The organism is Marinomonas gallaica (assembly GCF_001639745.1).
GTDB classification, from domain to species: domain Bacteria; phylum Pseudomonadota; class Gammaproteobacteria; order Pseudomonadales; family Marinomonadaceae; genus Marinomonas; species Marinomonas gallaica.
Map to the genome: position 1 here is coordinate 56,803 of NZ_LTAX01000019.1, position 11,372 is coordinate 68,174.

At 40.8% G+C, this 11,372-nt stretch carries 11 protein-coding genes; all 11 read left to right on the forward strand.

Annotated elements, in window-relative coordinates:
• Window positions 1-6 precede the first annotated feature (6 nt).
• Window positions 7-1,341, forward strand: coding sequence for a type II and III secretion system protein family protein (locus tag AYW76_RS15015; RefSeq protein ID WP_197467838.1), 1,335 nt, complete (start codon window positions 7-9; stop codon window positions 1,339-1,341).
• Window positions 1,338-1,862 carry a hypothetical protein gene (locus AYW76_RS15020; RefSeq protein WP_067222469.1) on the forward strand — a complete coding sequence of 175 codons (525 nt, stop codon included), beginning with the start codon at window positions 1,338-1,340 and terminating at the stop codon, window positions 1,860-1,862. Before AYW76_RS15015 ends, AYW76_RS15020 begins: the two co-directional genes overlap by 4 nt.
• 6 nt (window positions 1,863-1,868) lie before the next feature.
• Window positions 1,869-3,122, forward strand: coding sequence for an AAA family ATPase (locus AYW76_RS15025; protein WP_067222471.1), 1,254 nt, complete (start codon window positions 1,869-1,871; stop codon window positions 3,120-3,122).
• 9 nt (window positions 3,123-3,131) lie between these two features.
• Window positions 3,132-4,424, forward strand: a complete 1,293-nt coding sequence (locus AYW76_RS15030; protein WP_067222474.1) for a CpaF family protein — start codon at window positions 3,132-3,134, stop codon at window positions 4,422-4,424.
• Window positions 4,424-5,353 carry a type II secretion system F family protein gene (locus tag AYW76_RS15035; protein ID WP_067222477.1) on the forward strand — a complete coding sequence of 310 codons (930 nt, stop codon included), beginning with the start codon at window positions 4,424-4,426 and terminating at the stop codon, window positions 5,351-5,353. Before AYW76_RS15030 ends, AYW76_RS15035 begins: the two co-directional genes overlap by 1 nt.
• Window positions 5,343-6,233 carry a type II secretion system F family protein gene (locus tag AYW76_RS15040; protein ID WP_067222480.1) on the forward strand — a complete coding sequence of 297 codons (891 nt, stop codon included), beginning with the start codon at window positions 5,343-5,345 and terminating at the stop codon, window positions 6,231-6,233. The genes AYW76_RS15035 and AYW76_RS15040 overlap by 11 nt, the downstream gene beginning before the upstream one ends.
• Window positions 6,226-7,788 carry a tetratricopeptide repeat protein gene (locus AYW76_RS15045; RefSeq protein ID WP_067222483.1) on the forward strand — a complete coding sequence of 521 codons (1,563 nt, stop codon included), beginning with the start codon at window positions 6,226-6,228 and terminating at the stop codon, window positions 7,786-7,788. The genes AYW76_RS15040 and AYW76_RS15045 overlap by 8 nt, the downstream gene beginning before the upstream one ends.
• A gap of 65 nt (window positions 7,789-7,853) precedes the next feature.
• Complete coding sequence (locus AYW76_RS15050; protein WP_067222502.1) at window positions 7,854-8,378, forward strand: hypothetical protein; 525 nt, start codon at window positions 7,854-7,856, stop codon at window positions 8,376-8,378.
• Between the two features lie 4 nt (window positions 8,379-8,382).
• On the forward strand, window positions 8,383-8,919 hold the full coding sequence (tadF, locus tag AYW76_RS15055; protein ID WP_067222485.1) for a tight adherence pilus pseudopilin TadF: 537 nt from the start codon (window positions 8,383-8,385) through the stop codon (window positions 8,917-8,919).
• A 125-nt stretch (window positions 8,920-9,044) separates the two neighbouring features.
• Window positions 9,045-10,469 carry a vWA domain-containing protein gene (locus AYW76_RS15060; RefSeq protein ID WP_067222488.1) on the forward strand — a complete coding sequence of 475 codons (1,425 nt, stop codon included), beginning with the start codon at window positions 9,045-9,047 and terminating at the stop codon, window positions 10,467-10,469.
• Between the two features lie 25 nt (window positions 10,470-10,494).
• Window positions 10,495-11,127, forward strand: a complete 633-nt coding sequence (locus AYW76_RS15065) for an OmpA family protein (RefSeq protein WP_067222491.1) — start codon at window positions 10,495-10,497, stop codon at window positions 11,125-11,127.
• Window positions 11,128-11,372: the final 245 nt, after the last annotated feature.

An 11,372-nucleotide genomic window follows, 5' to 3' on the forward strand; every position in this document is an offset into this window, starting at 1 on the left:
ACTTATATGATGATTCGAGTACTTACAACAGTATTGTGTCTGTTTTGTTGTTCATTAGCTTGGTCTCAAAATCTGATAAATTTGTCAGAAGGAGAAACTAATATTCTCAAGACTGAGCAAGAAATTGGATCTGTTTTCATTACAGATCCTGCAATCGCCGATTACCAAGTCATAGACAAGCACAAAATCATTGTTTTTGGTCGTAGTGTTGGTAAAGCAACGGTTGTCCTTTTTAATGATGATGGTGATACTTTGCTTCAAAGGCAATTAGTCGTCAATCAGAGTATGGTGCATTTACAGCAAAATATTGACATGCTCTACCCTAACGCTGAAGTTTCGCTTTATAACTTAGGGGATAGAGTAGTTCTAAGTGGCGTTGTTGCAACAGAAGAGGAACGTGACGGTATTTATATTTTGGTGGGTGAGCTGTTAGGTAAAGCGTCAGACAACCAAGATATACAATGGAACGTGGGGGGGCAGTCACTCACAATGGATTTCATGCGAAAACGTACGTTTCCTGGTGTGGTTAACAATATAGAGGTGGCCACCACCAAACAAATCAATGTCAAGATCTCGGTAGCAGAAGTCTCCCATAGTTTAATGCAAAACTTTGGTCTTGAGTTCGGCAGTAGCTCCTCAAACATTGGCTTTTTTTCAAATGTGTTGAACGGGTTTACTAGTGACGATATTTTTGCTGCTATTTCTGCAATTAATGATGATGAAATTGGGCAAATTCTTGCTGAACCAAATCTTTCTGTTATATCCGGTGAAACCGCCAGTTTCCTAGTGGGTGGTGAATTGCCTATATCTGCTGTTCTGAATGATGAAGTGCAAATAACATATAAAGAATTTGGTATTCGTCTAGAGATGATGGCGAAGGTTATGCGCGACGATAAAATACGCGTTTCTTTGCAGCCAGAAGTAAGTTCGATAGATACCCAGTATGGTGATTCTACCTTTAATATTCCTGCGTTTAAAACACGTAGAGCACGCACAACGGTAGAGTTAGGAGATGGGCAAAGTTTTGTGCTGGGAGGGTTGCTTAATAATGAAGAGCGAGAATTATTGCGTAAAGTGCCTTACATTGGTGACATTCCAATTTTAGGGTCTTTATTCCGCTACACAGAAACTGAGCGTAATAAGACAGAACTGTTGATCATTGCGACGGTTAATCTTGTCAAGCCAATAGCAACGGAAGATATTAAACTGCCTACTTTTCAGCGAACAACCAATGCTGAACGTTTCTTTGTGTTGCCCGAAAGTTCTAGATTTAAAAGCTCTAGGGCTACAAACAAAAAAATCAGTGAAGATATACTGGCTACAGGGGGATTTAAACAATGATTTCTTATCGCCAGATAGTGCAATTCGTTGTGGTTATCTCGAGTGTATTTTTAGTGGCATGTGCATCCTCTGAATCCACGAGAAATGGCCCAGCAATAGAAATATTTCCTGTTTCTCATGCTCTGTCATTGCGTGTTGATAAAACATCGCTTGAAAGTGCTAAGCAAGAGCTCGATATTTACTTAGAAGAATATGCTGATATTTTAGTTACCCAAAAGATCATGGTTAGCTGGTCCGGTAAAGATAGCAAAAAGCTCGCTGACTTTGCTGTGAAGAGCCTTTTATCTATGGGGGTCGCACCTAACTACATAGATATTAAAGAAATTAGTATGGATACGACATCGTATTTCGATTTTGAAATCAAAGTCGTTCAGTATCTGGTAGCAGATAAAACTTGCGAACAATCGAAATCGCAAGATTACTATTTATCAGATGTTGGTTGTTTTACTGAGAATGCCCGCTGGAAAAGCATGGTTACGCCGGAAAGGATGCTTTCAAATTTTAAGCAGACACAGGAGTGATTAGTCATGTTTGATTTAGTTGATTCATTAAAGAAGAACAAGAAAGCAGATATAGAAATCGAGCAAGAAAAAATAGGTACGGTTCTTTTCTATCAAACAGAGGAATGCAAAAAACTGGTTGAAGAAGCGTATCGATTTGAAGGTGTTGCTCCTCCAACGGTCAGTAAAAATACAAAAGATGATATTACAGAATACGTAAGAAAGTCTGATATAGAAATCGTTATTGTTGAATTAAATAATAGCTCTGATGTCAGCAAAGAAGCTGAGTTTGTCAGTCATTTACTTCCTAACCATGCATCCGTCATTGTTATTGGTAGTGAAGACGCAATTTCAACTATTCGTAACTTAAAAGCGATGGGCTTTTATTACTTATTTTGGCCTATTACTAAGCAAGAGCTAATAGACTTTGTTCGCAGTGTTAACGATAACCGTAAACGTAATAGTAACCGAGGCCCTGGCCAAAACCGTCGCGCCAAATATATAAGTGTTATTGGTGCGAAAGGTGGTGTTGGGGCGACGTTTATATGTGCAGAGCTGTCTTACTTACTAAGTGCCCACAAAAAATCGTCCTGTTTAGTGGTTGACCAAAATTACAGTACAGGTGACCTCGATATCATGATGGGTATTCGAGATTATGAGCGTCGCAAAGTACAGCAAGGTGATATTTCTTCACTGGATGAGTCTTTTGCACAATCTCTTACCTTTCGGCAGAACAGCTTACTATCGGTTCTATCACTGACATCTGATAACCTCGACAGCGGCTCTCTGCTTGACTACTCCAATGCCGTCGTGGATCTGTTAGCCAGTGATGTGAACTTTATTATCGAAGATTGCTCCTCTTCGGTAGGTTTTAGTATTGAATCTGATCGCTTTATTGGTCAATGTGATTGTATTGTTTTGGTCATGTCGCCAACGGTATCATCCGTTCGTGATGCCGCACGAATGCGAGAAAAAATCCAAAAAATTAATCAAAGTGATTCACTGCGTTTAATTTTAGTCATGAATAATACGTTACCTAAGAAAGCTCAAACGCTTTCTCTCAATGACGCAGAAGCATTTCTAAAACAAAAAATTGATATCGAAATACCTTATTGTGAAGAAATTTCGTTTTATATTTTAGATGATAAACGAATTGCTAAAACAGCCTTAAAAGCCGCCAAGCCGCTAAAAGAGCTAACCTCAGTTGTCTTAGGTGAAAGTACAGAAGTTAAAAAAACTAAGCGCTCTCTTTTCTCATTTGGTTCTTCGGATAAAAAGTAGGGCAACAATATGATTGGAGCAAAAGCGATATATGTTAGTTTAAGAAAGCAAATATTTGATGCACTTGATCCTGATGTTATCTCTAGCCTTGATAAGGAACAGCTAGGAAAGCAGCTAACCAGTGCTGTTGATCTGCTTATAAATCGTGAAAATTTATCCGTACCTAAGGCGATACGCCAAGATTTTGTTAAAAACTTAGTTAATGAGTTAATAGGGTTAGGGCCCCTTCAAACACTAATGGAAGATGACACCATTAGTGATATTATGATCAATGGTCATGAAAACGTCTTCATTGAGCGTAATGGTCTTGTTGAAAGAACCCACGTAGACTTTATAGATGAAAAGCAATTGTTGGAAATTGCTAAGCGAATTGCATCCCGTGTAGGTCGTCGTGTTGATGATTCCTCACCGACCTGTGACGCTCGACTTGCAGACGGCAGCCGTGTAAACATTGTTATCCCGCCAATTGCTATTGATGGCACCTCAATTTCAATTCGTAAATTTAAAAAGCAAAGTATCGACTTTCAAAAGTTATGTGAATTTGGCGCTATGAGTGTAGAAATGGCACAAGTCATGATGGTCGCCGCTCGATGCCGCTTGAACATCCTTATATCCGGTGGTACTGGCTCAGGTAAAACTACTATGCTGAATGCTTTGTCTCAGTATATCTCTGAAAATGAACGAATCGTCACCATAGAAGATGCTGCAGAACTAAGACTACAACAGCCTCACGTGGTAAGGCTTGAGACAAGGACGGCTGGTATTGAAAATACCGGCGTGGTGTCACAACGAGATCTTGTGATCAACTCATTGCGTATGCGTCCAGATCGTATCATTGTAGGGGAGTGTCGTGGTGCAGAAGCTTTCGAAATGTTACAGGCGATGAATACCGGCCATGATGGTTCTATGTCTACTTTACACGCCAATACGCCTCGTGATGCTCTGGCACGTGTAGAATCCATGGTAATGATGGCCACTAACAACCTTCCTCTAGAAGCCATCAGGCGCACGATTGTCAGTGCTGTCGATATTATTATTCAAATCAGCCGATTACATGATGGATCGCGTAAAGTCATGAGTATCGCGGAGGTGGTCGGCTTGGAAGGCAGCAGTGTTATACTAGAAGAAATATTTCGTTTTCAACCTTCCTATCATCAAAGTGAACAGGGTAAATTAGAAGGCAGCTTTGAAACAGCAGGCCTAATGAAGCGTTCGGTGTTGTTTGAGAAAGCGCGATTCTTTGGGTTAGAGGATCGTTTGATTGGGGCATTTAAAAGCTTGGAGCAAAAGGAGAAAAAGTAATGTTAGGCTTTTTCGCTTTTCTAGCTGTATTAGGAACCATAGGCTTTTTATTTTTTAATCGCCAAACGAAACGAGCGAAGCTCATTGATTATTTGAATGATTACTCTCGGACTGAGCGGCCCAAGCTTTCTAATACTCGTCGACAATTAGTCGATATGAAGAGCCTTTCGGGACGAACTTTTCTCGATCGAGTGATGAATAAGTGGTTGGGTTTACTGAATCTACTTGGCAAAAATGGTGAGATCAAGCTTATTGTTTTCTTTGCCTTATTATTATTTGGTGCTAAATTTTTTAACGATACTTTCTTACAAACTAATTACATTTATATCGCCGTTATTTTTGTGGTAGTCGCCAGTTTTTTTGGTTACAACTGGCTTCATTCTAAACAGCAGAAAGCGTTCGAAGAGACCTTCCCTGTTGCATTGAATATGCTTACAAGCGCCGTTTCTGCGGGGGAAAGTATTACACAAGCTATCAGTTATGTGGGGGATGTATTAGAGGGGCGTGTAGCGGAAGAGTTTCGAATTATGGGGAAGCGTTTACAACTTGGTGAGTCGCCAGAAGAAGTATTTCGCAAGTCTTGTGTTCGCTTTCCTTATCCAACGTTCTTCTTTTTCGTTATTACGATCCAGGCGAATATGGAGCGTGGTGGTCAGCTTAAGGACATTATTCAGCGTCTAAATGGCTTAATGTTTAATATTCGGGCAATAGAAAAGAAAAAATATGCACTGACATCCGAAGCACGTACATCCGCAAAAATTGTGGGTGCGATCCCTTTCATTTTCTTGGTCATGATGCGCTTCCTCAGTCCTGAGAACTTCGATTTTGTTATGAATGACTCCCAAGGTCGCTTGCTGCTCTATTACATGTTAGCCAGTGAAGTGATTGGTATTGGCATCATATGGGGGTTAATGAAAAGTGTTCGTTGAACTGTTTTCCGATATAAAATTTGTAATTTTATTGATGGCATTCTATGTGCTATTGGTACTGATACTGCTGAGTAAAAATAAGCAAAAAAGCCAAGGACTTCGTTGGTTGATGTATTACGATGAGTCTAAACAGTCTAAAACTCATTGGTCAGGCTTTTTGTTTATCGCCCGATGGTTAAGAGCAACGTTTTCCTCAACTGAAGCTGAAATGCAAAAGAAGTTTCTTGAGGCGGGTATATACAACAAACAACTAGCACTGTACTACATGCCAACTAAGTATTTTTCTCTATTTGTTGGGGGCGGTATTATTTATTGGTTATCGCAGCAACAGAGCTGGAAACCTGTAAACCTAATGGTGATTGCTGCAGTGTGGGTAGTTGTCGTATTAATTATCCCAGATGCTTATTTATCCTCCAAAGCGAAGAGTTTAAGAGTAAAAATTTCAAATAAGTTACCTTATATGATCGACTTACTGGCGGTTTGTGTACAAACAGGTATGACGATCGAAGCCTCGATGAGCTATCTCAGCAAAGAAATGATGTCGTTTGATAAAGATTTAGGGCATATGTTAAATAAGACAAACGATCGTATTCAGATTATTGGCATTGAGCAAGCGCTTGTTGAGTTACATACCAGAGTGCCGACTAATGAAATGCGCAGCTTTGTTATGACATTGAATCAAAGCTTACAATACGGCACTTCCATTTATACGGTATTAACGACACTATCTTCTGAAATTCGAGAAGTTCAAATGCTAGGGCTAGAGGAAAAAATTGGACAACTGTCAGCTAAAATGTCTGTGCCTTTGATACTTTTTGTCATGTTTCCAATTGTGATTTTGATCGCCGCTCCAGGCATAATGAGGATGATGAATGGCTAAATTATGGCTTTTAGCAGTTAGTGTTTTATGGCTAACTGGCTGTGCTGTGGGGCCGAGTTCAACAGATTTATCTGTTGATTCACCTGCCAGCGAGACCTTTTTGGTGCAATCAAAAAATTACCCTCGCTTGACAGAGTACTACAAAAATCAGCTAAAAAAACGAGACACTATCTCGACGCGTTTAAAATTGGCTCAAGCTTACATTGACTCGAATGACAATGAATCTGCTCTTTTTACGTTAGCTTCTGTTATCACAAACTCTAAAGCAGATGGTACAGCCTTTTATTTACAAGGCGTCGCTCAATATAAACTAGGCAAATTAGAACAATCGCTTCGATCTTTAGAAGTGGCGGTACAAAAATCACCTAACGATGCCCGTTCAATCAATATGCTCGGTGTGGCGCAAGCAGAATTAGGTAGGCTAAAGCAAGCTCGGGAATCATTTAATCACGCTCGTGAGCTGATGTATGATGATCTTGCCGTTAAAAATAACCTCGCTTTGTTAGACATGTTAGAGGGAGACTTTAAACAAGCAGCAGCGCGTTTAATGCCAATTTACATCAACACCCCTTCCAAAGCGGATCCGAAATTAAGGGCAAACCTAGCGATCATTGTTGCGAAACTTGGCAGTTTTGAAACATTAAAATCACTCTACGCAGATAAGTACAGTGATGCAGAATTATTTGATATTTTTCAAAATCTAAGGGCAAGCGAACCGGCTACGAAAACATCGAAATCGACTATCACTCGAAAATCTAATGACCTCCCTGCAATCGCAAAGAATCAATTGATTGTAAAAACAGGAGCAACTCAATTTGAGTCTGAAAAAAGAGAGTTATTAAGAGAGCCGTCTGAAAAAAATACAGTCCCAGATGATGCCGCCTCAACTCCATTGCTTCAAGCCACTCCTAAAGTGAATCATGCTCCTATTCATGCGGAATCTAGTGGCAAACCGGTGATTAAAAAGTCAGAGTCTGGGTTAGACAGCACCACAGAGAAGCGAATCGACGATGAGGCGACTGATATTCCTGGCAGTGTTTTTCTGTCACAAGTGACACCTCAATATCAACGTTCACATGAAAACACATTGGTCCAAACGTCGAAGCAAGAAGCTAGGGACACCTACTCAGAATTGACTGGAATAGAAAGACGTTATGATCGTTCTGTGCCTGCTACGAAAATGTCAGAGCCACAACCAATCCCTTTGCCTATCAATTTAAGTAACACCCAACAAAAAAGACCTATCGCCGACAAGCAAGCATTCTCTAACTCGGTGTTAGGTATTAAAAGAGAATTCAGTGCACCGGTTGCTGTTGAACAGGCTAATGACGTGGTGCAAATAAATGAACCTTTGGATAACTATGCTCAGCCGCTCGTTGCGTCGTCAAAACAACAAAAAAGCAGCGCTAAAAAATGGGAGTTTGTTCCATTGAGCAACTATAATCTAGAACGTGAGGGCGGTCTAAATATTCCCGTGGCGCAATTTCGGCATCATGGAAATTTAATAGACATTACACTGGATTCTGATGCAACAATAATTGCAGTTGAACAGTAATTCAGTTGAACAGTAATTGCAGTTCAACTGCAAAGAGGGGAAGGGGCGTAATGAGTTTGCTAAAAATGACAAACAGGGTTAAACGTAAACAATTTAACCAATCCTCAACACGAGGGGTCGCGGCACTCGAGTTTGCAATGGGGTTTGCTGCATTCTGGGGAATGTGCTTGCTCTGGGCTGAAATGAGTTATGTCTCTTATGTATCAGCGATGGGGGATGTGCTTATTTCTAATGCAACCCACTACGCTAAGCTAAACCCTAACGACCTAAGCGATCAGAATCAAGCGAATTTCAACCAAGATTTTCAAACTATTATTGGGCAGCAGGACAGTCTTTGGAGTGCGTTAGTGACACCTGAAGGATTCAAAACCAGTATTCAGTTTGTACAGAGTTACAGTGACTTGGCGACGCTCAATTCAGTATGTCCCACAACGAAATCAGGAAATCAATGCGGTACTGCGATTGGTGCTCCGATCGCAATCTACCGTATTAACTACGAGTATCAACCTATATTTTCAAGCTTCTTCGGCAATAGTACCGATATTTTTGCTCGAGAAATGATTGTAATTCAAGAGTATCAGCGAGGTTAATTGGATGAAGCAGTACTGTAGTCGTAAGCCTCCGGTATCACGGGTTAAGCAAGCTGGTACTTTTATGGTGGAGTTCGCTCTTGTTGGCGTTATTTTTGCCACAGCCATAGCGTTCTGTAGTGACTCCGTTATTACCATCGCAACAAAAGGTAAATTGGATAGGTTGGTCTATTCGGGAGTGAGTTTACTTAAAGAGCGTACTGCTTTATTTAATCCCGACAGCTTAACGGTGAGTACGGCTGAATTTAACCAGTTAAACAGTATTATGCAAAACTCTTTTGAGCGCATGACGAACAGCTTTGATGTCAGCAAATACGGCGTAAAATTAGAAACTTGGACACCGGAATCTGGTGCCGTTGAGCAAACTAGTGGGGCGTTAACTTGTTCTGCTAAAGCGCCCTTAACGGGAGATATGTCAGTCATGACCTCATGGGGCCGTAGGGCTTCATTATACCGTTTGACGGTTTGCTATGAAGTACCAAGTTGGTTTAGCCAAGGGCAAGAGACAGTTCAAAGCAGCGCGCTTATGATAGGACGGTGACTAGCGTCGATCCCACAATAGCTTTGATCAAAAAACAATCAGAGCTATAATAAATAGAGTTTAACTTTAATCAGACACACTATCTTATTAGCGTGAAGCGGTAAGACATTTAAATAGGCAACAGGATGAAATTTAACCATTCAGCAATGCGACAGTCTGGTCATGCCGGGCTTATGTTCGTTTTGATTTTTCCGGCCCTGTTTGGTCTATTCGTATGGGCGACGGATGGTGCACGCATGTTGCAAAGTGATGCTCGGCTTACCGACGCTATGGAAGTTGCTGTGTTAGCAGTTGCAGCAGAGGCTTCCGATGAAGGAACTGAGCGTGAGGCGACGGCTAAGCGTTTTATCCAAGATTACTTTAGCGATGTAGAAGCAGACAAAATTACCGTCACATCAAGTAAAACGCCGAAGGTAGAGGGAACTGGAGCGGACGAAAAACGTTTTTTTGAATATGACTTAAAGGTAAATGTAGAGCGAGAAACCCTGTTTCAAAAAAACAATGGCTCCACTTTGAGTTATGGTGACAATTTTTCCATGGGGCGCTCGGCTTTAGCAAGGAAAGGTCTTTCTGAAGCGGTGGATGTGGTGCTTGTATCGGATTACTCTGCCTCAATGTATAACAATTGGACCGGAGGTGCTCAGCGTAAGTTTAAAGATCTAAACGATATCGTTGATGAAATCGCTGATGAGTTAAAGCATTACAATGACCAGAACCCTAGTTTCGTTAATACCATATCGGTGGTTGGGTTTGATTATTATACTTCTGAAAATAGAACTTACGAAGTAGAGGAGGAAGTTGTCGTTGGTCGTGATTGCTGGGGCTGGGGCTGGGGTAGACGTTGCCGCGACATCACAGAAATGCAAACAGTGGAATACACTAATCGCTTCTTTGCTCATCATCTGGTGTGTAATCCAGGGTATTACAATTTAACGAGTGATTGTAGAAAAAACAATGGAGATTTTTATCAGCATGCTATATTTACCGCGAGTGATATTAATGCTATTGAAACAGTCGATAATATCTTTAACCTAAATCACCCATCGCATCAGCATAACTTACCTGATGATGATGATGTAGTGACGAATATTTCGGTATTTGAGACCATACCGTTAAGCAGCGACTTTCCTAATGTTAAAAGTATTGTTAATAACTCAAGCCGTTTTAACATTCCAACTAACGATGGCAGCGGTACGGCTTCATATGCAGGCCTGATACGCGCCGCTCAGATTGCTGAGACAGGTACAAATCCAAGACGACTGATTATCATTCTTTCTGATGGTGTAGACTCTCGCAGCAGTGTTACAGATAAGTTAATCAATGCGGGCCTTTGTTCTGAAATTGTTGATCACTTAAGCGCTCAGGTTGTGGACGGTAACAATGTTCGTGCCGAGCTGGCCGCGATTGGTTTTGATTACAGTGTCTCAAGCAACCCACAAATGGCCGCTTGCGTAGGGCAAGATCGAGTGTACTCTGCAACAGATACCGAAGATATTAAGAATAAAATCCTCAGCTTAATTTCGGAAGAAGTTGGCAGTTTGGTACGTTAAGCTCAATTATAGTAAGGTTGGTGTGATGAAATTTAATGGATTAAGTGTTGCTTGTACCCTAGGTATATTAACCTCTTCAGCGATGCTACACGCTGCTTCTCTGGCAAACGCGTTGAGTTATTACTGCCATAATGATGGCGTAGAATTCCAACGCTCTGTTACTGTAGGGCAAGGTACGAGGGTCCATATAAATCAAGGTAGTCACTCATATGTGCAAGACCCATTGCCAATTGAGCCGTCTTATCAATTTATCCAAGATCAGTTAGTTCATATAGGTGGGATTAGCACTGAATGTGCCGAGTTTCTCATGACAAAAGGTGACCAAGCGTTATCTAAAGATGGTGTAATGGCGCGTGTACATTTTGCCTTTGACAGTAGTGATCTAACGGAGCAGTCTCGCTATATATTGGATCAACTGTTACAGCGTATGAAGTATGCAAATAAAGTCGTTTTAGAAGGGCATACGGACAACACAGGTGACAAACAGTATAATTTTACCTTAGCTGCCAATCGGGCAGTTGCTGTATCAAATTATATGCAACAACACCCCAATACTCCCTATAACATAATCAAAGTTTCTAAGGGCGAGACGGCGCCTATAGCAGATAATAGAACGGAAAACGGTCAATATTTAAACCGTCGAGTAGATATTAAATAGTGTTGAATCGATATTAAAAACTGATAGTTAAGGCTGTTTTCAGCGGAAGCCTTAATTATCAGTTTTGTTAAACTGTGAACGTTCCAGAATAGCGTTACTTAGTCGCCCCTGAATAGCTTGCAACCCTTTGAATAAAAAGTGTTTTTATACGATAGTTAATACCTAAAACTTGCTATAAATACGCCATAAGGCCCAAAAAGTTGCAGAAATGGGTGAGTTTTATGAAGCCTCGTCAGACAAAGACC